Below are 21,540 nucleotides of genomic sequence, written 5' to 3' on the forward strand. Positions count from 1 at the left end.
GTTCCCACGCTCCGCGTGGGAACGATCACTAACCGGATCAGGCTTCGGGATTACGGTTCCAGTACTTGAACAACGGTTCCGCCAGAAACAACACGAACAACAGCCGCATCACCTGCATCGCCGTCACCAGCGGCACCGACAGTTGCAGGGTTTCCGCCGTCAGGCTCATCTCGGCGATCCCGCCGGGCATCATGCCCAGGGTCAGCGAGCGCAGATCCAGATGGGTCATTGCACTCAGCCCCAACGCCGCCAATGTGGCGATCAACATGGTCAACGCCGTGCCGATCAACGTGCGCCCCATGAACGACGGCGCGCGACGGAAAAACTGCCGGTTGAAGTGACAGCCCAGTCCGCTGCCGATCAGCCACTGACCAATCTGGCTGCCGCCATTGGGCAGGCCGATATGCAGATCCCAGCCGATGCTCACCGCCGCGCTGACCAGCAACGGCCCGAACAGCCACGGATTGGGCTGACGCAGACGTTGCCAGAGCCAGGCGAGCAAACCGCCCGCCGGAAACAGAATCGCCAGCCAGCGCCAATCGACGCTGCCGGCATGAGAAATCGGGGCACCATCGCCCAGCAGATATTTGAATGCCGCCGGCACACACAGCACCACCACCAGCACCCGCAAGCTTTGCCCGGCCGCAACATGGCTGAGCATCGCGCCGTTGCGTGCGCCGAGGTTGACCATCTCGCCGGAACCGCCGGGCATGCTGGAGAAAAACGCCGTGGCGCGATCCTCGCCGGTGCGGCGCATCAGCCACACGCCGACTACGGCCGACAGGCTGGTGACCAGCGCTCCGAAAAAGATCAGGCCGAAGTGGCTCAGCACCTGCTCCATCACCAGCGGGGTGAAGTGCAGGCCGATGCCGATCCCGACGATCCACTGGCCGCACTTGCGGCCGCCAGGGATTTCGGTGAGTTGCCACGGGGTCAGGCAGCGCACCAGGATGATCGCCAGCAACGAGCCGACCATCCACGGCAGCGGCCAGCCGATCTGGCTGGCGATGAAACCGCCAAGCAGACCGACCAGCGGGGTTCCCCACCAGGTTTTGAAGGACCGATCAAACATCGGCGATGGCGCGCCGCGCGACCGAACGTTTGCGCCAGATACGCAGCAGCGGCATCAGCAACATGATCGCGGTCAGCACCCAGACGCCGAAGGTGATCGGGCTCGACCAGAGGATTTCCAGCGCACCGTTGGAGATCGACAGCGCACGACGCAGGTTCTGCTCCATCAGACCGCCGAGGATGAACCCCAGCAGGACCGGCGACAGCGGGAAGTCCAGCTTGCGCAGGATGTAACCGAAGATGCCGATGCCGACCATCAGGAACAGGTCGAACGTGGTGGCATGCACCGCGTACACGCCGATCCCGGTAATGATCGCGATCACCGGCACCAGCGCCCAGTTCGGCACGGCGAGGATGCGGGTGAAGATGCGGATCATCGGGATGTTCAGGATCACCAGCATGATGTTGGCGATGAACAGCGAGGCGATCAGGCCCCAGACGATGTCCGGTTGTTGCTGGAACAGCAGCGGGCCCGGGGTGATGTTGTACAGCGACAGCGCGCCGATCATCACCGCCGTGGTGCCGGAGCCCGGTACGCCGAGGGTCAGCATCGGCACCAGCGCGCCGCAAGCGGATGCGCCGATGGCGGTTTCCGGGGCGGCGAGACCGCGCTTGTCACCTTCACCGAATTTGCCATCGGCACCGGCGATGCGTTTTTCGGTCATGTAGGCCACGGCACTGGCCAGGGTCGCGCCGGCACCCGGCAATACGCCCATGATGAAACCGAGCAGGCCGCAACGGATGTTCACCACGAACACCGACGCCGCTTCCTTGAAGTTGAACATCATTCGCCCGGTGGCTTTCACCGCTTCCTGGCCGCGATGGGTTTTCTCCAGCAGCAGAAGGATTTCGCTGATCGAGAACAGGCCCAGCACCAGCACCACGAACTGAATGCCGTCGGTCAGGTGAATATTGTCGCCGGTAAAACGGTACACGCCGCTGTTGGCGTCGATGCCGACGCTGGACAGGAACAGACCGATCAACGCTGCAATGAACGTCTTCAGCGGTCGGTCACCGGCCATGCCGCCAAGGCAGACAATCGCGAACACCATCAGTACGAAATATTCCGCCGGCCCGAAGGCAATCGCCCATTTCGCCAGCAGTGGGGCGAACAGCACCATGCCGCAGGTGGCGATGAACGCACCGATGAACGAGCTCCACGCCGACAGCGACAACGCGACCCCGGCCAGCCCCTGGCGGGCCATCGGGTAGCCATCGAGGGTGGTCATCACGGTGGAGGCTTCGCCGGGAATGTTCAGCAGGATCGAACTGATCCGGCCGCCGTATTCGCAGCCCAGGTACACCGCCGCCAGCAGGATCAGCGCCGACTCCGGCGGCAGACCAAGGGCGAAGGCGATCGGAATCAACAACGCCACACCATTGATCGGGCCCAGGCCCGGCAACAGGCCGACCACGGTGCCGATCAGCGTACCGGTCAGCGCCGTGACCAGATTGTACGGGCTCAGCGCGACGCCGAAGCCCTGTCCCAAATATCCGAGCGTATCCATATCAGTTCTCCAGAACGTCGAGCAGGCCGAGGGGCAGCGGTACGTCCATCAGACGGTCGAACAGCAGGTACAGACCGATGGCCATCAGCGTGGTCACCACGATGCTGGGCAACCAGCGGCCGCCGTACAGGCGCGCCATCGGGATGCCGATCAGGCAACTGCTGAGGATGAAGCCCAGCGGCTCGAACAGACCGGCGAACACCAGCAGCAACAGCACGCAGATGCTGATCTTGGTCAGGGTTTCGCGGTCCAGCGGCGGCTCGTCTTCGCTGTGTTTGATCGGTGCCGGGCGAAACACCATGTACAGCAGCGCCAGGCTCATCAGGCCAAGCATCAGCAGAGGAAACGCCCGTGGGCCGACCGGCTCGTAGGAAAACGCAGCCTGATAAGGCCAGGCCATCAGTGCCAGGCCGGCACAGGCCAGCAGCAACACCGAGGCAAAAATGCGTTGAATCAGCATGAGGAACTCCTGGGCCACGACCTCGATGCGCGAGGCCATGGCCGCTAGACAGAGACGATCACTGGATCAGGCCGAACTCTTTGGCCAGCACTTTGTAATCCGCGACTTGCTTCTTCACGTAGGTGTCCAGCTCCGGGCCGGTCATGGCGAACGGGAACAGTTCACGCTGATCGCGCAGCTTGGCGAACTCTTCGGAAGCCAGCAGTTTGTCGAAGGCGCCTTTCCACCAGGCGTAGTCTTCGTCGCTGACTTTCGGCCCGAGGTAGAAGCCGCGAACCACCGGCCAGACGATGTCGTAGCCTTGCTCGCGAGCGGTCGGGATGCCTTTCATTTCCGGCTCGTCCAGGCGATTTTCGGCGAACACGGCCAGCAGGCGCATGTCGCCGCTCTGGATGTGCGGCATGGAGTCGGAGATGTCGGTGCTGCCGACCTGGATGTGGCCGCCGAGCAGGGCGGTGGCGATCTCGCCGCCACCTTCGAGGGCGACGTAACGCAGGTCGCGCGGGTTGATCCCGGCGGCCTTGGCGATCAGTGCGGTCTGCATCCAGTCCTGGCTGCCGACGGTGCCGCCGGAACCGATGACCACGGCGCTCGGATCTTTTTTCAGTGCCTGAACGAGATCATCAAGGGTTTTGTAGGGCGAATCGCTTTTCACCGCGATGGCACCGTAGCTCGTGCCGACCGCCGCCAGCCAGCGCACATTGGTTTCATCGAAACGGCCGAACTTGCCTTGCGCCAGGTTCAACAGCGAACCGCTGGACCACGCCACCAGCGTACCGGCGTCCGCCGGGCGCTGCGCCACGACGGCGTTGTAAGCCACCGCGCCGACACCGCCGGGCATGTAGGTCACGCGCATCGGTTTGGTCAGCAGCTTTTCGTTGACCAGCGCGCTTTGCGCCAGTTTGCAGGTCAGGTCGAAACCGCCGCCGGGGGAGGCCGGGGCGATGCATTCCGGACGTTTCGGTTCAGCCATCAGTTGACCGGCGAACAGCATGACGCCAGCGGCCAGAGCGACTTTACGCAGTGATAAGTTCATCTATGTCTCCTTGGGAGTTGTTGTTATGGACGTACTGAATTACCAAAGGGCAACGCTATAGCTCACCAGCAGACGCACTTCATCGGCATCGCGAGCGGAGTAGTTGGAACGGTAAGTGGCATTACGCAAACGCACGGCAACGTCCTTCAGGGCGCCGCTTTGTACTACATATTTGATCTCGGTGTTGCGCTCCCACTCTTTGCCTTCATCGCCGTTCTTGAGCTTGATGTTGTCACCGCTCAGGTAGCGGCTCATGAAGCTCAGGCCGGGGATGCCGAGCCGGGCGAAGTCGAAGTCGTAACGGGCCTGCCAGGAGCGTTCTTCGGCGCCGGCGAAGTCGTTGATCTGCACGAAGTTGACCAGGTACGGGTCGCTGCCATCGACATACGGGAACGCGCTGTCGCCGGACATGTGCTGATAACCGGCGGTGAACTTGTGGCCGTTCAGGGCATAACTGACCAGACCGTTGAGGGAACGGTTGTCGATATTGCCGCCACGGGCTGCGCCCTGATCGTCACTGACGGCGAAACGCAGGTCGGTGGCGAAAGTGCCCGGGCCCATCGGCCGCGAGGCGACCAGTCCGAAGAAGTGCTGGTTGTAGACATCGTCGAGTTGGGCGAAGTGGTAACTGCCGGTGATCTTGTCGGTGAACCTGTAGTCCACGCCGGCAAAGTCGAAGTGCTTGCCGGCGACGGTGCCGGCGAAACGGCCGTTCTTGTTGTTGAGGGCAATGTCCTCGAAATCGGTGCTGTCGCGGTCCTTGGCTTTCTCCAGACGCCCGCCGGTGAAGGTCAGGTTCTTGATCTCTTTGGAGGTCAGCAAACCACCTTCGAAAGTCTGCGGCAGGATCCGCCCGTCGTTCGGCTTGAGGATCGGCAGTTCCGGAATCAGGCTGCCGATTTTCAGTTCGGTGGCGGAGATCTTCACTTTGCCGGTCAGGCCGACCTTGGAGTATTCGTTTGCCGCGCGCCCGTCATCGTGGGTCGGCAGCAGGCCGGTGCCGGTGCGGTCCGGGCTCGAATCGAGCTTGACCCCCAACATCCCCAGCGCATCGACACCGAACCCCACGGTGCCGTCGGTGTAACCCGATTGCAGATTGAGCATGAAACCCTGGGCCCACTCGTCGCGCTTGGACTGCTGGGCACTGGTGCCGTCGCGGAAGTCGCGGTTGAAATACATGTTGCGGGTTTCGAAGGTGGCGGAACTGTCTTCGATGAAATCGGCGTAGCTCATCGGTGCAAAACCGGCGAGGGCGGCGGCACTGGCAAGGGCGGTGTGGCTGAAACGGGAAGGACGGACAGGCGTAGGAGCCTTGGTCTGCAAGGACGGCATGCGGGGTGTACTCCGTTTATTGTTCTTATTGGTCGAAAACGCTTCGAGGCGTTTTTCGTATCGCTGTGTGGCAGCAGCGACGGAAGCCGAAACATTCCGTAACCCGACTCTATCGGCCAAACCTTTCGCTAACCTTTCAGCGGGCTTTAACGCGTTTTCGGGCTTCACAGCGGCGGTTGCGGCTGTAAACTCCGCGGCAAAGAATGGCGCCGGCCATCCCTGAATGAGGTAGAGATCCATGCGTGTTCTGCTCGTCGAAGACCATCTGCAACTGGCCGAAAGCGTCGCCCAGGCGCTCAAGAGCACCGGTCTGACCGTGGACGTGCTGCACGATGGCGTGGCCGCCGACCTGGCGCTGGGCAGCGAGGAATACGCGATGGCGATCCTCGATGTCGGCCTGCCGCGCATGGACGGATTCGAAGTGCTGGCGCGTCTGCGGGCCCGGGGCAAGAACCTGCCGGTACTGATGTTGACCGCTCGCAGCGACGTCAAGGATCGGGTCCACGGGCTCAATCTCGGCGCCGACGATTATCTGGCCAAGCCGTTTGAATTGACGGAGCTTGAGGCCCGGGTCAAAGCCCTGTTGCGTCGCAGTGTGCTTGGCGGCGAACGCATCCAGCACTGTGGCGTATTGGCCTATGACCTGGAGACCCGGCGCTTCACCCTCGGCGAAGAATTGCTCACCCTGACGTCCCGCGAACAAGCGGTGCTTGAAGCGCTGATCGCCCGCCCTGGCCGAGTGATGAGCAAGGAGCAACTGGCGTCGCAAGTATTCGGCCTCGACGAAGAAGCCAGCCCCGACGCCATCGAAATCTACGTGCATCGCCTGCGCAAGAAACTCGACGGTCATGCGGTGGCCATCGTGACTTTCCGTGGCCTTGGCTACCTGCTGGAAAGCCGCGATGCATAGGCCCAGCAGTCTGCGCTGGCGGTTACTGTGGAACCTTGCGCTGTTGCTGGTGGTGTTGATGCTGGCCAGCGGCCTGAGCGCTTACTGGAACGGTCGCGAAGCCGCTGACACCGCTTATGACCGCACACTGCTGGCGTCGGCGCGGACCATTGCCGCCGGCCTTTCACAGCGGGACGGCAGCCTCAGTGCCGACGTACCTTACGTGGCCCTCGATACCTTCGCCTACGACAGCGCGGGACGCATCTATTACCAGGTCAACGACATTCACCAGAAGCTGATTTCCGGCTATGAAAACCTGCCGGGCCCGCCGCCGGGAACGCCGAGAACCGACAGCTATCCGGCGCTCGCAAGGTTTTACAACGCGACCTATCAGGGCCAGAACGTGCGCGTGGTCAGCCTGTTGAAAGCCGTGACCGAACCGAACATGAATGGCATGGCGGAAATTCGCGTGGCCGAAACCGACGAAGCACGCGTCAGCATGGCCCGCAGTCTGGCGGCCGATACTTTGTTGCGGCTGGGTATGTTGGCAATCGGCGCGTTGTTGCTGGTGTGGTTCGCGGTCAGCGCGGCGTTGCGCCCGATCGAGCGTCTGCGCACGGCAGTGGAGGAGCGTCAGCCGGATGATCTGCGGCCCTTGCCGCTGGTGGAGGTGCAGCACGAATTGTGGCCGCTGGTTCGGGCGCTCAATCACTTCACCGAGCGCCTGCGCGGGCAGTTCGAGCGTCAGGCGCAATTCATCGCCGATGCCGCCCACGAACTGCGCACGCCGCTGGCGGCGCTCAAGGCGCGTCTTGAGTTGGGCCTGCGCTCGAGCGAGCCGCAGACCTGGCGCGACACGCTGGAATCATCGGCGCAAAGCACCGATCGCCTGACCCATCTGGCCAACCAGTTGCTGTCGCTGGCGCGGGTGGAGAACGGCGCCCGGGCGATTGCCGAGGGCGGCGCGCAGTTGCTGGATTTGAGCCAGTTGGCCCGTGAGCTGGGCATGGCCATGGCGCCGCTGGCTCATGCGCGCGGCGTGGCGTTGGCACTGGAAGCGGACGAACCGGTCTGGTTGCGCGGCGAGCCGACGTTGCTCAACGAACTGCTGAGCAATCTGGTGGACAACGCTCTGGCGCACACGCCGTCGGGTGGCAACGTGATCTTGCGAGTGAAGTCGCCGGCGGTGCTGGAGGTCGAGGACGACGGCCCGGGCATCCCCCAGGATGAGCGTGACCGGGTGTTCGAGCGTTTTTACCGGCGCAATCAGCAGGTCGCCGGTTCCGGGCTGGGTCTGGCGATTGTCGGGGAAATCTGCCGCGCGCATCTGGCGCAGATCACGCTGCATGATGGCGAGCAGGCGGGGTTGAAGGTGCGGGTGAGTTTTATCGCGGGTTGAGACTCAGTAGAACATCGACCGCGATTCTTCCAGATCCGCGCACAACACCTTGTTGTCGATGTCGATCCCGAGCTTGCGAAAGGCCGGAACGCTGAGCGGGTCGATCCGGGCGAGGGGATGATCGCTGTCCTTGTGGCAATACAGGCTGGCCACTTGCACCAGATCCACGTAATCGACCTGGGGCGATTCGCGTTTCAGGTCCTGATACAACCCCGGCAACTCCACGAGCCGCTCCGGGAATTCCCAGACCCGCAGCAACTTGTCGCCGATCAGTGGATGAATGTGGTCGATCACATGATTGAGGCTGACGGGGTCGGACAGCAGTTCGTAATGGTCTTCAGCGTAGGTCAGGATCGGCAGCACGCCGATCTGATGCACCAGCCCGCCCAGCGCAGCCTGATCGGGCTTGAGCTGGGTATAGCGGCGGCACAGGGCGTAGCTGACCCCGGCGATTTCCAGACTCTTGCGCCAGACTTCGCGCATTTTCTGTTCGACCACCTCGGAGCGGGCGTGGAAGATCTGCTCCATCACCAGACCGATCGCCAGGTTACTGCTGTAGTTGACGCCCAGCCGGGTGATCGCGGTGTGCAGGTCGGTGACTTCCTGGGTGGCGCGAAGCAGCGGGCTGTTGACCACTTTGATCAGGCGCGCCGACAGCGCCGTGTCACGGCCGATCACTTTGCTCAGGTCGCTGACGCTGATGTCCGGGTCTTCGGCGGCCTTGCGAATCTGCAGGGCCACTTCCGGTAACGTTGGCAGAACCAGGTCATCGTTATCGATGGCCTCAACCAAATCCTGTTGGACCTTATCCGCCAGATCACTCATGTCATTTCTCTAGGGTGTTGCAACAAATGCTGCGATCAACGCTGGATTTCGCGGTCGCGATCCAGTTCGTAAGGCAGGTCGAGCAAGTGCAGCGCCGGACCTTCGGCCGTGCCCAGATGCAAATCGCCTGCGTCGGCAGCTTCGGCCTGCAACACCGCCAGCAGTTCAATATTTTTCTCGGCGCGGGCGGCCAGCACCACTTCGCCGATGGAACTGCCGTGGCTCGGGGCGAACAGCGGGGTGCCAGGCTCCGGCAATTCGCTGGCGTCCAGTTGCACGCGGTACAGGCGACGCTTGAGCTTGCCCAGGTACTGCATGCGCGCAACGATTTCCTGGCCGGTGTAGCAGCCTTTCTTGAAGCTCACACCGCCGACGGCCTGCAGATTGAGCATCTGCGGGATGAACAGTTCGCGGGTGCTCGGCATGACCTGGCCGATACCGGCGCGGATCTGGCCCAGCAGCCATTGATTGAGTTCGGCTTCGGTCAATTGTGCAGACAGTTTGCCTTTGATGGCGTCGGCCTGATCGGCTGGCGCCCAGAGTTCGGCACGGTCGGGGGAGACGCGAATCGCGATCAGCCCTTCGTGGCGAACCACGCTGTCGGTGTCCGCCGCCAGTTCCAGACCCAGGCTGCTCAGGGCTGCGTCCCCATGCTCCAGACCGAAGCGCACCCATGAGGCACTTTCGTCGGTCAGTTTTGATTTGGAAAACACCGCGTACTTTTTCAGATCCGCCAGTTGCGGCTCCAGCAACTCGCCGGCCATCGCCAGCAGCACGCCGTCACCTTCAAGCACGATGCGGAAACTCGACTGCATCCGGCCTTTCTGCGTGCAACGGGCGCCGAGGCTGGCCCGGTCGTCACTCAGGTAATTGATATTGCAGGTCAACTGGCCTTGCAGGAATTTGCCGGCATCCGCGCCGCGAACCGCGAGAACGCCTTCATGAGACAGGGTGCAGAAAAAAGCAGAATCGGCCATGGGTCATCGCAGGGTAAATAGACTGGGGCACATCATAAGGGGGTGGTGTTGAAATGGGTAGTTCATAAAGGATCGGTGGTGCCCGACCAAAGCCGACTGTTCGGCCCGTCTCGGGCCTGTATACTTGCGGCCTATTTGAGGAGCGCTCCATGGTCGAACAAGTTGAACTGAATCGCCTCTTTTGGCACAGCCGCCGCGGCATGCTTGAGCTTGACGTGTTGCTGGTGCCGTTCGTGAAAGAGGTCTACTCGAATCTGAACGAGGTGGACCGCGCGCTGTATGTCCGCCTGCTGGAATGCGAGGATCAGGACATGTTCGGCTGGTTCATGGAACGCAGCGAGTCCGAAGATCCGGAGCTGCAACGCATGGTTCGCATGATTCTGGATCGTGTCCAGCCCAAGTAACACGTTCGAATGCCGCTGGCAGGCCTCACGGCAGTTGCTGGCGGCGTATCTCCTGGCCCAGGCGTTCGCCCTGTGCGCCCTGTTTCTGCTTGTCATCCCTTTCTGGGTCAGTCTGCTCGGTGCAGTCGTCTGCCTGATCCATGCCGCGTGGGCATTACCTCGCCAGATTCTGCTGAGTCATCCCAAGGCTTTCTGCAGATTGCGCCGTGACGCCGATGGCTGGCAATTGTGGAATCAGGCCGATGGCTGGCAGCCAGTGCAGTTGCGCCCGGACAGCCTGGCGCTGCCAGTGATCGTGGTGCTGCGCTTTCGGTTGCGCGGCGAGCGTCGGGTCAGGTCGATCTGCGTGCCCAGGGATGCGCAGGCGGCGGATCTGCACCGACGCCTGCGTGTTCGGCTCAAGTTCAGCCGGCGTAGGTGGGCGGCACCAGAATAGTGTCGAGGGCCTCGGGCAGCAGATCCGGGTAGTCGAGGGTGTAATGCAGGCCTCGGCTCTCCTTGCGCTCCATGGCTGAGCGGATCATCAGTTCCGCCACTTGCGCCAGGTTGCGCAACTCGATCAGGTCGCGACTGACTTTATAGTTGCTGTAGAACTCGTCGATTTCGTCCAGCAGCAGTCGCACGCGATGTTGTGCCCGCTGCAGGCGCTTGTTGGTACGCACGATGCCGACGTAGTCCCACATGAAACGCCGCAGCTCATCCCAGTTGTGCGCGATGATCACGTCTTCGTCGGAGTCGGTTACCTGGCTCGCATCCCAGGCGGGCAGGGCCCGAGGGATGGCGATATCGGACAGTTGCTCGAGAATGTCCGCCGCTGCCGAACGGGCATAAACGAAGCATTCCAGCAGCGAGTTGCTGGCCATGCGGTTGGCGCCGTGCAGGCCGGTGAAGCTGGTTTCGCCGATGGCATACAGTCCGGGCACGTCGGTGCGACCCTGTTGGTCAACCATCACGCCGCCGCAGGTGTAGTGCGCCGCCGGGACGACCGGGATCGGCTGTTTGGTGATGTCGATGCCGAATCCGAGGCAGCGCTCGTAAACCGTTGGGAAGTGCGTCTTGATGAACGTTTCGGGTTTGTGGCTGATATCGAGATAGACGCAGTCGACACCCAGACGCTTCATCTCATGGTCGATGGCCCGGGCGACAATGTCCCGTGGTGCCAGTTCGGCGCGCGGGTCGAAACGCTGCATGAAGCGTTCGCCGTTGGGCAACTTCAAATGTGCGCCTTCACCGCGCAGGGCTTCGGTGATCAGGAAACTCTTGGCCTGCGGGTGATACAGGCAAGTGGGGTGGAACTGATTGAATTCCAGGTTCGCCACCCGGCAACCCGAACGCCAGGCCATGGCGATGCCGTCGCCGCAGGCACCGTCAGGGTTACTGGTATAGAGGTAGACCTTGGCGGCGCCGCCGGAAGCCAGAATCACGAATCGGGCGCCATAGGTGTCGACTTCGCCAGTCTTGCGGTTGAGTACGTAGGCGCCGAGGCAGCGGTCGCCGTCCAGCCCAAGGCGTCGTTCGGTGATCAGATCGACGGCGACGCGCTGTTCCAGCAACTCGATGTTCGGGCGTTCTTTTGCCTGGGCCAGCAGGGTTGTGAAGATCGCGGCACCGGTGGCGTCGGCGGCGTGGATGATGCGGCGGTGGCTGTGGCCGCCTTCGCGGGTGAGATGAAACTCGAATCCGCCGTCTTCAGTCCCGGATTGTTCGTCACGGGTGAACGGCACGCCTTGGTCGATCAGCCACTGGATCGCCTCTTTGCTGTGCTCGACGGTGAAACGTACCGCATCTTCATGGCACAGCCCGCCGCCGGCATTGAGGGTGTCATCGACGTGGGATTCGACGGTGTCTGTGTCGTCCAGCACGGCCGCCACGCCACCTTGGGCCCAGTAAGTCGAACCGTTGGCGAGATCGCCCTTGCTCAGTACGGCGATGCGCAAGTGACCGGGCAGGGTCAGCGCGAGACTCAAACCGGCAGCGCCGCTGCCAATCACCAGAACATCGTGTTGAAACTGTTGGCTCATTTCAGGATTCCGCTCAATGCGACCCGGGTCGGGGTTGGCGCAAGACAGGCGGATGGGCGAGTCGAGACAGCCACACAGCCCACTAGTATATAGAGGGGTGGGGCGGCACAATAGCCGGGTGGATATGGCATTGTGAAACTACTGTGACGGTCAAATGCCGACGCTTTGTCGGAAGATTTTTCCGCCGGTCTTGGGAAAAAGCGACTGTATCGCAGATGAAACATGCTTTTTCCGCTCACGGTTGCCCAATGTCGGCGTGGCCCGTCTATAAATATTTGGAACTTTTGCCAGAGGCCCAAGATCAATAGACAGTTGCCCGAAACAAGGGACAGTGTCGGCTTCAATGCGGAACCTGCGGTTGGGTTCTAGCCGGCGAGCCGATGAAAAGATTATTCGCGCAGCCGGTTTATCCCGCGCTGCGTTTTTCGTGCGTGCCAAATCAGAGCCCGCAGGAAACTTGCTTGGAGGGGGAGAACTTTTGCGAAAAGCCCGAGTCTATGTTTGCAAGTCCGGTCGTTTAGCCATGCAAGCTTCCTCCGAGTTTATCGAGGAGTGTTCATGCTAACCCAGGAAGAGGATCAGCAGCTGGTCGAGCGCGTTCAGCGCGGTGACAAGCGAGCTTTCGATCTGCTCGTGTTGAAGTATCAACACAAAATTCTCGGGTTGATCGTGCGTTTCGTGCACGACACCCATGAAGCCCAGGATGTTGCTCAAGAAGCCTTTATCAAGGCTTACCGGGCATTAGGAAATTTTCGCGGAGACAGTGCGTTTTATACGTGGCTTTACCGCATCGCCATCAACACGGCGAAAAACTATCTGGTTTCACGCGGCCGCCGGCCGCCGGATAGCGATGTCAGTTCCGAAGATGCAGAGTTCTATGACGGCGATCATGGCCTGAAGGATCTCGAATCTCCTGAACGCGCATTGCTGCGGGATGAGATCGAAGGCACTGTCCATCGAACCATTCAGCAACTGCCAGAAGATTTGCGCACGGCATTAACTTTGCGCGAATTCGACGGTCTGAGTTACGAGGACATCGCGAGCGTCATGCAATGTCCGGTTGGTACCGTGCGCTCCCGGATTTTCCGCGCCCGGGAGGCCATCGATAAAGCCCTGCAGCCGTTGTTGCAGGAAAACTAAAGACAGCGGCGACAGCCAAGAGAGGAACGCCATGAGTCGGGAAGCCCTGCAGGAATCGCTGTCCGCAGTGATGGATAACGAAGCGGACGAACTGGAATTGCGTCGAGTGCTCAACGCACTGGATGATGTTGAAACCCGCGAAACCTGGGCTCGTTACCAGATCGCTCGGGCAGCCATGCACAAGGATCTGCTGCTCCCACGCCTGGATCTCGCTGCGGCAGTGTCTGCTGCGCTGGAAGATGAAGCCACTCCAGCCAAAGTGTCCCGCGGTCCATGGCGCAGCCTGGGTCGTCTGGCCGTTGCAGCCTCGGTGACCGTTGCCGTTCTGGCAGGCGTTCGTCTGTATAACCATGACGAAATCGCAGGCGTCGAACTGGCGCAGCAATCCAATCAGCCAGCGCTGGCGACTCCGCAGGTCAAGGGGCCGGCGGTACTGGCAGGCTACAATGAGAGTTCTGAAGCCACTGGTCCTATGGCCAATGGTGTGCTGCAAGGCCAGCCAGGCTGGCACGATCAGCGTTTGCCGGGTTACCTGCGTCAACATGCTCAGCAAGCCGCGCTGAAAGGTACTGAAAGCGCACTGCCTTATGCACGAGCAGCCAGTCTGGAAAACCGTTAAGGAGGATCATGCGCGCCATACCTCTACTTTCGCTTCTGCTCAGTGGCTGGTTCATTGTTCCAGCCCACGCCGATGAGGCCCAGGATTGGCTGACCCGCCTGGGCCAGGCCGAGCAGCAGCAAAGCTTCCACGGCACATTCGTTTACGAGCGTAACGGTAGTTTTTCTACCCACAGCATCTGGCATCGCGTTCAGAACGGGCAGGTTCGCGAGCGGTTGCTCCAGCTCGACGGTTCGGCACAGGAAGTCGTACGTATTGATGGACATACTCAATGCGTCAGCGGCACCTTGATTGCTGGGCTGGGAGATTCTCCAAACTCTGCCGCTCGTCCTCTCGATCCACAGAAGCTGAAGAATTGGTATGAGCTTGCCGTGATCGGCAAGTCGCGTGTGGCCGGGCGTGACGCGGTAATCGTATCGCTGACGCCACGGGATCAGTATCGCTACGGATTCGAACTGCACCTGGACAAGGAAACGGGATTGCCGCTCAAGTCGTTGCTGCTCAACGACAAGGGCCAGTTGCTCGAGCGGTTCCAGTTCACTCGGCTGGATACTGCCGAGGTTCCATCCGACAAGGATCTTCAGGCAGCCTCCGACTGCAAGCCTGTCAACCTCGACAGTGACAAGGCTTCAGCCGTCAAGACCGCACAGGTCTGGCGGTCCGACTGGTTGCCGCCGGGCTTTGAGCTCACCAGCAGTTCCTCGCACAAGGACCCTGACACCAAGACCCAGGTCAACAGCCTGCTGTATGACGATGGTCTGGCGCGTTTCTCGGTGTTCCTGGAACCACTGAACGGTGCCGTCGTCACGGATACCCGCACTCAATTGGGTCCAACGGTTGCCGTATCCCGCCGTCTGACGACACCTCAGGGCGAGATGATGGTGACGGTGGTCGGCGAAATTCCAATCGGTACTGCCGAGCGGATTGCCTTGTCGATACGCAACGATGGCGCTGCAACCAGCAAGCAGTGAGCTGATTTCAGCAGTTTCCACTTCGTGTTCGAGACATGAAATGTTTGCTGAGCATTTTCATTTGCAAATAATCCGAAAATTTTTTATAGGTCAGAGCCTCACGGCTCTGGCCTTGTTTTGTTGTTCCCGGAACAAAAATGCCGGCCTGTAGTTCCCGGTGTTCCTTGCTCCATATCGCTTAACCCTGCTCGTCGTAACGGGAGCTGTATGTCGATACCAAGCTTGAAGTCTTATCTCTCCATTGTCGCCACCGTGCTGGTGCTCGGTCAGGCTGTTCCTGCAGTCCAGGCGGCTGATGCGGCCAGTCCGGTCAATCTGCCGGATTTCACCCAGCTGGTCGAACAGGCCTCGCCTGCGGTGGTGAACATCAGTACCACGCAAAAGCTGCCGGATCGCAAAGTGAACCAGCAGATGCCTGATCTGGAAGGCTTGCCACCGATGCTGCGCGAATTCTTCGAACGGGGCATGCCGCCGCAACAGCGTTCGCCACGTGGTGATCGCCAGCGTGAAGCGCAGTCGCTGGGGTCGGGCTTCATCATCTCGCCCGATGGCTACATCCTGACCAACAACCACGTGATTGCCGATGCTGACGAAATTCTCGTTCGCCTGGCCGATCGCAGTGAAATGAAAGCCAAGCTGATCGGCACTGACCCGCGCTCCGACGTGGCCCTGCTGAAAATCGAAGGCAAGGATCTGCCGGTACTCAAACTCGGCAAATCCCAGGACCTGAAAGCAGGGCAGTGGGTGGTCGCGATCGGCTCGCCGTTCGGCTTCGACCACACGGTGACCCAGGGCATCGTCAGCGCCGTTGGCCGCAGCCTGCCAAACGAAAACTACGTGCCGTTCATTCAGACCGACGTGCCGATCAACCCGGGCAACTCCGGTGGGCCGCTGTTCAACCTGAACGGTGAAGTGGTGGGGATCAACTCGCAGATCTACACCCGTTCCGGCGGCTTCATGGGCGTTTCCTTCGCCATCCCGATCGACGTTGCCATGGACGTATCCAACCAGCTGAAAAGTGGTGGCAAGGTCAGCCGCGGCTGGCTGGGCGTGGTCATCCAGGAAGTGAACAAGGATCTCGCCGAGTCATTCGGTCTGGAAAAACCGGCCGGTGCGCTGGTGGCGCAGATCCAGGATGACGGTCCGGCTGCCAAGGGCGGCCTGCAAGTGGGCGACGTGATCCTGAGCATGAACGGTCAGCCGATCGTCATGTCCGCAGACCTTCCTCATCTGGTCGGTGCACTGAAGGCTGGCGCCAAGGCCAATCTGGAAGTGATTCGTGAAGGCAAGCGCAAGAATATCGAGCTGACCGTCGGCGCGATTCCGGATGAAGACAAGGAGCTGGATGCCCTGCCGAAATCTGGCGTCGAGACCAACAGCAATCGTCTCGGTGTTTCGGTCGCTGAACTGTCTGCCGAGCAGAAGAAAACCTACGACCTCAAGGGTGGTGTGGTGATCAAGGACGTGCAGGACGGTCCTGCCGCCCTGATCGGCCTGCAGCCAGGCGACATCATCACTCACCTGAACAATCAGGCCATCAGCTCGGCCAAGGAGTTCTCCGAGATCGCCAAGGCGCTGCCGAAGAATCGCTCCGTGTCGATGCGGGTTCTGCGTCAGGGCCGTGCCAGCTTCATTACGTTCAAGCTGGCTGAATGATCCAATAGCGGTTGAGTAATAAGAAACCGCCTCGAAAGAGGCGGTTTTTTTGTGTCCCGAGTTTTTCCTGGATCGGGCTTATCCCATCATGTCCTTGATCATGCGCTCCTGCTCCATCAGTTCGCGCTGACGCGCATCGATCCGTGACGACAGCGGGAAGTTGCTGCCAGCCTTGCGTTTGGCGAAGTCCAGTTGCTGGATGGCCTGGCGGTAATCGCCGACCAGCGCGAAATACTCGGCACGGGCTTGATGCAGGCCAATGATGTTGCCGGACAAGCCGCGGGTCTCCGCCACCTGATACCAGACGTCCGGATCGTCCGGGCGCGATTTCAACAGGCCTTCCAGGGCTTTTTCTGCATCGGCGGTCCGGTTCTGTTTCAGTAACAGATCGACGCGAACCTGATTCAGCGGGTAGTTGCCTGGGTATTGAGTCAACATGCGGTCGACGCGCGACTGCGCATCCGCCAGACGATTGTTGGTGATATCCAGATCGACCTGGGCGAGGTTGTAGATGATCTCGTTCGGGGATTTTTCCAGCAGTTGCTTGAGATTCTCCCGCGCTTCATTCAACTGGCCACCCTTGATCTGGGCAATCGCCAGGCCGTAACGGGCCACATCGTTTTTCGGATTCTCGTCCAGTTGTGCCCGGAAGCGCTTGGCACCCATTCCCGGGGTTTCTTCGTAGATCAACTGTACCCGTGCGCGGATCAGTTGATAGCGCATGCTGTCCTCGATACCGCCGGGCTTGGCTTGTTCCGCACGGTTACGGGTGTCGGCGATCCGCGATTCGGTTACCGGGTGAGTCAGCAGGAATTCCGGCGGCTTGGCGTCGTAGCGATACTGGCGCATCAAACGTTCGAACATGGTCGGCATGGAACGCGGGTCGTAACCGGCTTTCTCCAGGTTGAGGATGCCGATGCGATCGGCCTCTTGTTCGTTCTGGCGGGAGAAGGTCCGTTGCGACTGGATCGCCGCTGCCTGGGTGCCTGCAATGGTCGCGATCCCGGCCTCACCGCCACCGGCGGCCGCAATGACGATCCCAGCCAGCAGCGCGGCCATCATCGGCACTTGCATCCGCTGTGAGGCCTCGACGCCTCGGGCGAAGTGGCGCTGGGACAAGTGAGCCAGTTCGTGAGCCAGTACCGAGGCATATTCACCTTCGGTCTGGGCATTGAGGAACAGGCCGCCGTTGACCCCGACAATCCCGCCCGGCGCCGCGAAGGCGTTGAGCTGCGGGCTGTTGATCAGGATGAATTCCAGGCGTCGGTCATTGACCTGACTGGTTTCCACCAGCTTATAGACGCTGGACTCGACGTAGTCCTTGAGCTGCGGATCGTTGAGCTGTGAAACCTGGCTGCGCAGCAGTGCCAGCCAGGCGCGGCCCAGTTGGTATTCCTGTTGTGGCGAGACGATGGCAGAGCTGGCGTCACCGAGTGACGGCAGGTCGTCGGCGAAGCCCGGTGAGGCGAGCAGGCAAGCGAGCGTCAGCAGGGTAGGGCGCAAAAATGTCATGCACAAAGCCTTAGTCGACAAAGACCTTACTGTAGCCGGACACCGGGCTTGCGACCAGATATTCTAGGCAGCCTGACCCTCTGAACCGGAGTAACGCATGACCGACGCTGTAGCCCATGACTGTGAACTGGACGCCAGTGGCCTGAATTGCCCGTTGCCGTTGCTCAAGGCCAAGATGGAACTGAACAAGCTGCCCAGTGGCGCGGTGCTCAAGGTAATCGCCACGGATGCCGGCTCGCAGCGCGACTTTCGCACCTTTGCCCGGTTGGCCGGTCATACGCTGCTGCGTGAAGAAGACGAGGCGGGCGTCTACCGGTACTGGTTGAAAAAAGCCTGAAATCGACAGCGTAAAAGACCTAAGGATTATTGATGTTCAAAGTGTTACGCGACTGGATTCAGCGCTACTTTTCCGATGAAGAGGCGGTGGTGCTGGCGGTGTTGTTGTTTCTCGCCTTCACCGCCGTGCTTACCCTTGGCGGAATGCTCGCGCCCGTGCTGGCCGGGATGGTGCTGGCGTATCTGATGCAGGGGCTGGTGGTCACGCTTGAGCGCCTGCGCATGCCCGGTGGTGCGGCGGTGGGACTGGTGTTTGCGCTGTTCATGGGCGTGCTGCTGTTGTTCATCGTCGTGGTGCTGCCGCTGCTCTGGCATCAATTGATCACGCTGTTCAACGAGTTACCGGGCATGCTCGCCAAGTGGCAATCGCTGCTGTTGCTGCTGCCGGAGCGCTATCCGCATCTGGTGTCCGACGAGCAAGTGCTGCAAGCCATCGAAGCGGCGCGCGGCGAGATCGGTAAATTCGGGCAGTGGGCGCTGACGTTCTCGTTGTCGAGTCTGCCACTGCTGGTGAACATCATGATCTACCTGGTCCTGGTGCCGATCCTGGTGTTCTTCTTCTTGAAAGACCGGGTGATGATCGGTGAGTGGGTGCGCGGTTATCTGCCCCGTGAACGAGCTCTGATCACTCGGGTTGCCGAGGAAATGAACCGGCAGATTGCCAACTACATTCGCGGCAAGGTCATCGAGATCGTGATTTGTGGCGGGGTGACCTACATCGCCTTCGTCGCCCTCGGGCTGAACTACGCGGCACTGCTGGCGTTGCTGGTGGGCGTGTCGGTGGTGGTGCCGTATGTCGGGGCGGTGGTGGTGACGGTGCCGGTGATGCTGATTGCGCTGTTCCAGTGGGGCTGGAGCGATCAGTTCATCTATCTGATGGCGGTCTACGGGATCATTCAGACCCTGGATGGCAACGTGCTGGTGCCGTTGCTGTTCTCCGAAGCGGTCAACCTGCACCCGGTGGCGATCATCTGTGCGGTGCTGTTGTTCGGCGGATTGTGGGGCTTCTGGGGTGTGTTCTTCGCGATTCCGCTGGCGACGCTGTTCAAGGCTGTGCTCGATGCGTGGCCGCGCAAGGAGCCGGTGGTGGCGCCACTGCTTTGAAAGCGATTCGGCGCCCGTCAGGGCGCCGAAAGGATCAGGCCTTGTTCAGCGCCTGAGCAGCGGCCAGCACCGCATCAACGTGGCCTGGCACCTTCACGCCGCGCCATTCCTGACGCAGAACGCCATCCTTGTCGATCAGGAACGTGCTGCGATCCACGCCCAGGTATTCCTTGCCGTAAAGTTTTTTCAGCTTGATCACGTCGAACAGCTGGCAGACGGCTTCGTCCTTGTCGCTGATCAGTTCGAACGGAAATTCCTGCTTGCACTTGAAGTTCTCGTGGGACTTCAGGCTGTCGCGGGAGATACCGAAGATTTCCGTGTTGGCAGCCTTGAACGCGGCGTACTGATCGCGAAAGCCCTGACCTTCAGTGGTGCAGCCCGGGGTGCTGTCCTTCGGATAGAAGTAGATCACCACTTGCTTGCCCTTGAGGGCCGAGAGGCTGACGGTTTGCCCGCTGGTGGCGGGTGCTTCGAAGTCGGCAATCGGTTGATCGATAGCTACGGCCATGAAAGCTTCCTTACATTGGGTTCTGTGGGCGCCACGGCTCGATCAGTGCGTCGAGGTTCATGGCATCGGCGAAGTCCAGGAACTGGTCGCGCAGCCAGCTGATCTGGGTGCCGGCCGGCAGGGTCACGGTGAACGTGGCGTTGAGCATGGTGCCGCCGGTCTGAGGTGCCTGATAGGTATCGCAGGTCAGGTTTTCCAGCTCGACGTTGTGATCCATGAAGAACTGGCACAGCTCGTTGATGATGTCCGGGCGGTAGGCCGAAGACACGTAAGCCACATACGGCAGGGCTTGCGGACGGTTTTCCAGGGCGGCGCTGCGCACCACGTTGACCGTGAACGAGTGACGTTTGGCCAGGGTTGGCAGGCTGCCTTCCAGGCGGGCCAGGGCGTCCCAGCTGCCGGAAACTTCGAGCACCAGTGCACTGCACTCGCCGTGGCGGGTCAGGCGCGAAGTGACGACCGCGCAGCGGTTTTCATGGCTGGCGCGGCACAGGACGTTGGTCAGCTCCATGGGATTGGCGCCGAGGGCACTGATGACAAGGAATTGTTCGCGAACTGTGGGGGTGGACATGCAGCATTCCTAAAGCGATGAGCGGTCGGTAGGGTGAGGGCATTGAGTGCCGGGACATACCTGTCCGGAAGACCCGGTTCGCCTGTCGCCACGGCTCCACTAATAAAGAAGCGTAAGGCGGCGACACTGGAACGGGGTCTGGAAGGCCGAAACGGGGGGCAGGAACCCGGCGCACAAGCTGATCAGTACCGATCAAAGTCTGAAGGGTAGCGAAAAGCGGCGCCAAGGGGAATGGCGGCGCAGTACTTCGCTTGTGCAAGCATCTTGGCGCCAGTACCATTACCGCTCTCTTTTTCCGGCAGGAGCGGTTTCATGATTGCGGGCAGTATGGTGGCACTGGTCACACCCATGGATGCACAAGGGCGTCTTGACTGGGACAGCCTCAGCAAACTCGTGGACTTCCATCTCAAGAACGGCACCCATGCCATTGTCGCGGTCGGTACTACCGGCGAGTCGGCAACCCTTGATGTAGAAGAACACATTGCCGTCATCAAAGCCGTGGTCAAACAGGTGGCAGGCCGCATTCCGGTGATCGCCGGTACCGGCGCCAACTCGACCCGCGAAGCCGTCGAGCTGACCCGCAACGCCAAGGAAGCCGGCGCTGATGCCTGCCTGCTGGTAGTCCCGTACTACAACAAGCCGACCCAGGAAGGCCTGTACCAGCACTTCAAGCACATCGCCGAAGCGGTCGACATCCCGCAGATCCTCTACAACGTTCCCGGCCGCACCTCCTGCGACATGCAGGCCGAGACCGTGATCCGTCTGTCCACCGTGCCGAACATCATCGGTATCAAGGAAGCGACTGGCGACCTGAAACGCGCCAAGGCAATCCTCGACGGCGTGAGCAAGGATTTCATCGTGCTGTCCGGCGATGATCCGACCGCCGTCGAACTGATCCTGCTGGGCGGCAAAGGCAACATCTCCGTCACCGCCAACGTCGCTCCGCGCGAAATGGCCGACCTGTGCGAGGCCGCGCTCAAGGGCGACGCCGAGACCGCACGGGCCATCAACGAAAAACTGATGCCGCTGCACAAGGACCTGTTCATCGAAGCCAACCCGATTCCGGTGAAGTGGGCTTTGGTCGAAATGGGCCTGATGCACGAAGGCATTCGCCTGCCGCTGACCTGGCTGAGCGCTCCTTGTCATGAAACGTTGCGCTCGGCCCTGCGCCAGTGCAGCGTCCTGGTTTAATTGAGGAAGT

The 21,540-nt window shown here is 60.9% G+C and carries 22 protein-coding genes; 11 read left to right on the forward strand and 11 right to left on the reverse strand.

The window, feature by feature from the left end:
• Positions 1-37: 37 nt before the first annotated feature.
• Genes DLD99_RS07490 through DLD99_RS07510 form a run of 5 tightly spaced genes read right to left on the reverse strand, consistent with a single transcriptional unit; the run spans position 38 to position 5,407 of the window.
• Positions 38-1,072 carry an AbrB family transcriptional regulator gene (locus tag DLD99_RS07490; RefSeq protein ID WP_085710225.1) on the reverse strand — a complete coding sequence of 345 codons (1,035 nt, stop codon included), beginning with the start codon at positions 1,070-1,072 and terminating at the stop codon, positions 38-40.
• Positions 1,065-2,579 (reverse strand): tripartite tricarboxylate transporter permease, encoded by a 1,515-nt coding sequence (locus tag DLD99_RS07495; RefSeq protein WP_085710226.1) that lies wholly within the window; start codon positions 2,577-2,579, stop codon positions 1,065-1,067. Before DLD99_RS07495 ends, DLD99_RS07490 begins: the two co-directional genes overlap by 8 nt.
• Position 2,580: 1 nt before the next feature.
• Positions 2,581-3,039 (reverse strand): tripartite tricarboxylate transporter TctB family protein, encoded by a 459-nt coding sequence (locus DLD99_RS07500; RefSeq protein WP_114886620.1) that lies wholly within the window; start codon positions 3,037-3,039, stop codon positions 2,581-2,583.
• Between the two features lie 58 nt (positions 3,040-3,097).
• On the reverse strand, positions 3,098-4,075 hold the full coding sequence (locus tag DLD99_RS07505; protein WP_085710228.1) for a Bug family tripartite tricarboxylate transporter substrate binding protein: 978 nt from the start codon (positions 4,073-4,075) through the stop codon (positions 3,098-3,100).
• Between the two features lie 39 nt (positions 4,076-4,114).
• Positions 4,115-5,407, reverse strand: coding sequence for an OprD family porin (locus DLD99_RS07510; protein ID WP_114881786.1), 1,293 nt, complete (start codon positions 5,405-5,407; stop codon positions 4,115-4,117).
• A gap of 238 nt (positions 5,408-5,645) precedes the next feature.
• Between DLD99_RS07510 and DLD99_RS07515 the strand changes: the two genes are divergently transcribed.
• Both DLD99_RS07515 and DLD99_RS07520 read left to right on the forward strand, forming a co-directional pair.
• Complete coding sequence (locus tag DLD99_RS07515) at positions 5,646-6,317, forward strand: response regulator (RefSeq protein ID WP_114881787.1); 672 nt, start codon at positions 5,646-5,648, stop codon at positions 6,315-6,317.
• The gene (locus tag DLD99_RS07520; RefSeq protein ID WP_114881788.1) at positions 6,310-7,695 is read left to right on the forward strand and encodes a sensor histidine kinase; all 1,386 of its coding nucleotides are present in this window, start codon (positions 6,310-6,312) and stop codon (positions 7,693-7,695) included. Before DLD99_RS07515 ends, DLD99_RS07520 begins: the two co-directional genes overlap by 8 nt.
• 3 nt (positions 7,696-7,698) lie before the next feature.
• Here DLD99_RS07520 and DLD99_RS07525 read toward each other — a convergent pair whose 3' ends face one another.
• On the reverse strand, positions 7,699-8,520 hold the full coding sequence (locus DLD99_RS07525; protein WP_114881789.1) for an HDOD domain-containing protein: 822 nt from the start codon (positions 8,518-8,520) through the stop codon (positions 7,699-7,701).
• Between the two features lie 35 nt (positions 8,521-8,555).
• Positions 8,556-9,497, reverse strand: a complete 942-nt coding sequence (gene ygfZ / locus DLD99_RS07530) for a CAF17-like 4Fe-4S cluster assembly/insertion protein YgfZ (protein WP_114881790.1) — start codon at positions 9,495-9,497, stop codon at positions 8,556-8,558.
• 149 nt (positions 9,498-9,646) lie between these two features.
• Here ygfZ and DLD99_RS07535 point away from each other — a divergent pair, with 149 nt between their 5' ends.
• Positions 9,647-9,901 (forward strand): FAD assembly factor SdhE, encoded by a 255-nt coding sequence (locus DLD99_RS07535; protein WP_065257636.1) that lies wholly within the window; start codon positions 9,647-9,649, stop codon positions 9,899-9,901.
• Positions 9,885-10,337, forward strand: coding sequence for a protein YgfX (locus DLD99_RS07540; protein ID WP_114881791.1), 453 nt, complete (start codon positions 9,885-9,887; stop codon positions 10,335-10,337). The genes DLD99_RS07535 and DLD99_RS07540 overlap by 17 nt, the downstream gene beginning before the upstream one ends.
• Here DLD99_RS07540 and nadB read toward each other — a convergent pair.
• Positions 10,306-11,922 (reverse strand): L-aspartate oxidase, encoded by a 1,617-nt coding sequence (gene nadB, locus DLD99_RS07545; protein WP_114881792.1) that lies wholly within the window; start codon positions 11,920-11,922, stop codon positions 10,306-10,308. The two genes, DLD99_RS07540 and nadB, sit on opposite strands and share 32 nt — an antisense overlap.
• Before the next feature lie 558 nt (positions 11,923-12,480).
• Between nadB and rpoE the strand changes: the two genes are divergently transcribed.
• The 4 genes from rpoE (at position 12,481) to DLD99_RS07565 (ending at position 16,308) form a co-directional block, all read left to right on the forward strand.
• Positions 12,481-13,062 carry an RNA polymerase sigma factor RpoE/AlgU gene (rpoE, locus tag DLD99_RS07550; protein ID WP_003172477.1) on the forward strand — a complete coding sequence of 194 codons (582 nt, stop codon included), beginning with the start codon at positions 12,481-12,483 and terminating at the stop codon, positions 13,060-13,062.
• A 31-nt stretch (positions 13,063-13,093) separates the two neighbouring features.
• Positions 13,094-13,681: a sigma-E factor negative regulatory protein gene (locus DLD99_RS07555; RefSeq protein ID WP_114881793.1), complete on the forward strand. Its 588-nt coding sequence runs from the start codon at positions 13,094-13,096 to the stop codon at positions 13,679-13,681.
• An 8-nt stretch (positions 13,682-13,689) separates the two neighbouring features.
• Positions 13,690-14,652: a MucB/RseB C-terminal domain-containing protein gene (locus DLD99_RS07560; protein WP_085710237.1), complete on the forward strand. Its 963-nt coding sequence runs from the start codon at positions 13,690-13,692 to the stop codon at positions 14,650-14,652.
• A gap of 207 nt (positions 14,653-14,859) precedes the next feature.
• The gene (locus DLD99_RS07565) at positions 14,860-16,308 is read left to right on the forward strand and encodes a DegQ family serine endoprotease (RefSeq protein WP_114881794.1); all 1,449 of its coding nucleotides are present in this window, start codon (positions 14,860-14,862) and stop codon (positions 16,306-16,308) included.
• A 78-nt stretch (positions 16,309-16,386) separates the two neighbouring features.
• On the opposite strand, the gene DLD99_RS07570 is transcribed toward DLD99_RS07565, so the two are convergent.
• Complete coding sequence (locus tag DLD99_RS07570) at positions 16,387-17,820, reverse strand: M48 family metalloprotease (protein ID WP_114881795.1); 1,434 nt, start codon at positions 17,818-17,820, stop codon at positions 16,387-16,389.
• 97 nt (positions 17,821-17,917) lie between these two features.
• On the opposite strand from DLD99_RS07570, the gene DLD99_RS07575 reads away from it, so the two are divergent.
• Complete coding sequence (locus DLD99_RS07575) at positions 17,918-18,157, forward strand: sulfurtransferase TusA family protein (RefSeq protein ID WP_007963279.1); 240 nt, start codon at positions 17,918-17,920, stop codon at positions 18,155-18,157.
• A 32-nt stretch (positions 18,158-18,189) separates the two neighbouring features.
• Positions 18,190-19,260 (forward strand): AI-2E family transporter, encoded by a 1,071-nt coding sequence (locus DLD99_RS07580; protein WP_085710240.1) that lies wholly within the window; start codon positions 18,190-18,192, stop codon positions 19,258-19,260.
• A gap of 34 nt (positions 19,261-19,294) precedes the next feature.
• Here the strand turns inward: DLD99_RS07580 and DLD99_RS07585 are convergent, their stop codons facing one another.
• A complete protein-coding gene (locus DLD99_RS07585; RefSeq protein ID WP_114881796.1) occupies positions 19,295-19,768 on the reverse strand; it encodes a peroxiredoxin in 474 nt (157 codons plus the stop codon).
• Positions 19,769-19,778: 10 nt separating this feature from the next.
• On the reverse strand, positions 19,779-20,339 hold the full coding sequence (locus DLD99_RS07590; protein WP_085710242.1) for a glycine cleavage system transcriptional repressor: 561 nt from the start codon (positions 20,337-20,339) through the stop codon (positions 19,779-19,781).
• A gap of 312 nt (positions 20,340-20,651) precedes the next feature.
• Between DLD99_RS07590 and dapA the strand changes: the two genes are divergently transcribed.
• Positions 20,652-21,530: a 4-hydroxy-tetrahydrodipicolinate synthase gene (dapA, locus tag DLD99_RS07600; protein ID WP_085710243.1), complete on the forward strand. Its 879-nt coding sequence runs from the start codon at positions 20,652-20,654 to the stop codon at positions 21,528-21,530.
• Positions 21,531-21,540 lie beyond the last annotated feature (10 nt).

Source organism: Pseudomonas kribbensis (assembly GCF_003352185.1).
Lineage (GTDB): Bacteria > Pseudomonadota > Gammaproteobacteria > Pseudomonadales > Pseudomonadaceae > Aquipseudomonas > Aquipseudomonas kribbensis.

Coding starts and splice junctions, on each gene's coding strand:
- DLD99_RS07505 (WP_085710228.1), bottom strand. CDS start 4,075: ATGAACTTATCACTGCGTAAAGTCGCTCTGGCCGCTGGCGTCATGCTG.
- nadB (WP_114881792.1), bottom strand. CDS start 11,922: ATGAGCCAACAGTTTCAACACGATGTTCTGGTGATTGGCAGCGGCGCT.
- DLD99_RS07515 (WP_114881787.1), top strand. CDS start 5,646: ATGCGTGTTCTGCTCGTCGAAGACCATCTGCAACTGGCCGAAAGCGTC.
- ygfZ (WP_114881790.1), bottom strand. CDS start 9,497: ATGGCCGATTCTGCTTTTTTCTGCACCCTGTCTCATGAAGGCGTTCTC.
- DLD99_RS07565 (WP_114881794.1), top strand. CDS start 14,860: ATGTCGATACCAAGCTTGAAGTCTTATCTCTCCATTGTCGCCACCGTG.
- DLD99_RS07495 (WP_085710226.1), bottom strand. CDS start 2,579: ATGGATACGCTCGGATATTTGGGACAGGGCTTCGGCGTCGCGCTGAGC.
- DLD99_RS07570 (WP_114881795.1), bottom strand. CDS start 17,820: ATGACATTTTTGCGCCCTACCCTGCTGACGCTCGCTTGCCTGCTCGCC.
- DLD99_RS07510 (WP_114881786.1), bottom strand. CDS start 5,407: ATGCCGTCCTTGCAGACCAAGGCTCCTACGCCTGTCCGTCCTTCCCGT.
- DLD99_RS07560 (WP_085710237.1), top strand. CDS start 13,690: ATGCGCGCCATACCTCTACTTTCGCTTCTGCTCAGTGGCTGGTTCATT.
- DLD99_RS07575 (WP_007963279.1), top strand. CDS start 17,918: ATGACCGACGCTGTAGCCCATGACTGTGAACTGGACGCCAGTGGCCTG.
- rpoE (WP_003172477.1), top strand. CDS start 12,481: ATGCTAACCCAGGAAGAGGATCAGCAGCTGGTCGAGCGCGTTCAGCGC.
- DLD99_RS07535 (WP_065257636.1), top strand. CDS start 9,647: ATGGTCGAACAAGTTGAACTGAATCGCCTCTTTTGGCACAGCCGCCGC.
- DLD99_RS07490 (WP_085710225.1), bottom strand. CDS start 1,072: ATGTTTGATCGGTCCTTCAAAACCTGGTGGGGAACCCCGCTGGTCGGT.
- dapA (WP_085710243.1), top strand. CDS start 20,652: ATGATTGCGGGCAGTATGGTGGCACTGGTCACACCCATGGATGCACAA.
- DLD99_RS07585 (WP_114881796.1), bottom strand. CDS start 19,768: ATGGCCGTAGCTATCGATCAACCGATTGCCGACTTCGAAGCACCCGCC.
- DLD99_RS07500 (WP_114886620.1), bottom strand. CDS start 3,039: ATGCTGATTCAACGCATTTTTGCCTCGGTGTTGCTGCTGGCCTGTGCC.
- DLD99_RS07525 (WP_114881789.1), bottom strand. CDS start 8,520: ATGAGTGATCTGGCGGATAAGGTCCAACAGGATTTGGTTGAGGCCATC.
- DLD99_RS07520 (WP_114881788.1), top strand. CDS start 6,310: ATGCATAGGCCCAGCAGTCTGCGCTGGCGGTTACTGTGGAACCTTGCG.
- DLD99_RS07580 (WP_085710240.1), top strand. CDS start 18,190: ATGTTCAAAGTGTTACGCGACTGGATTCAGCGCTACTTTTCCGATGAA.
- DLD99_RS07590 (WP_085710242.1), bottom strand. CDS start 20,339: ATGTCCACCCCCACAGTTCGCGAACAATTCCTTGTCATCAGTGCCCTC.
- DLD99_RS07555 (WP_114881793.1), top strand. CDS start 13,094: ATGAGTCGGGAAGCCCTGCAGGAATCGCTGTCCGCAGTGATGGATAAC.